A 659-nucleotide genomic window follows, 5' to 3' on the forward strand; every position below is an offset into this window, starting at 1 on the left:
GGCAACGGCCCGGCCAATGCCGCGGCTGGCTCCGGTGACCACTGCCACCTGGTTGTGGAGCGAAGGCAAGGGGAGAAGTTCAGACATAGGCAGCAGCTTCCCGCTTATTTCTACCGCCGCAACAGTATAGGATGCTTTGGCCTTGTCTGGGGCGGGGAGCGGGTTTCTTTGCCATCCCTCCTATGGCCATTCCAACCGCAATGAGACTGCCTGCCGCCTCGATCCCAAACTCCCCTCTCCTTTTGGGAGAGGGGCGGGGGGTGAGGGCTAGCGGCGCCGAGCGCTTGAGCAACTGACTGGGAAGACCCCCTCGCGTTAGCGGGCCGTAGGCCCCAACGGTAGGTGCTATCGCTGCTCGCGCAAGCGAACAGAGTTCCCTAGGGGGTTCAGGGAGAAACCAGTAAACTACCCGGCTCCGACCGCTAAGCGGTACGGAGCGGGCTTAAGCGCTACGCGCCGCTGACGCGAATGGTAGCCCTGCAGTTGGCAAGCCAACCACGGGCCTCCAGGCCGGTTTACAGCGACCCCCAAAAGGGCAATCACGTTAGCACTGTTAAAGTCTGCATCTCCCTCCCAACCACAAGCTGGGTTCACACAACGAAAATGCTTCTCTTCCCGCTGCCCAAGCCACAAACACCGGTGGCAGGTCTGCGAGCTGT

General features: G+C 61.5%; 1 protein-coding gene. It reads right to left on the reverse strand.

The genetic code is table 11. From position 1 onward, the window contains the following. Positions 1 to 405 precede the first annotated feature (405 nt). A partial coding sequence (locus NW835_RS12540) for a zinc ribbon domain-containing protein (RefSeq protein WP_414415457.1) occupies positions 406 to 659 on the reverse strand: 254 nt, incomplete at its 5' end.

It is taken from the genome of Synechococcus sp. OH2 (assembly GCF_047462155.1).
Classification (GTDB): Bacteria; Cyanobacteriota; Cyanobacteriia; order Thermostichales; family Thermostichaceae; genus Thermostichus.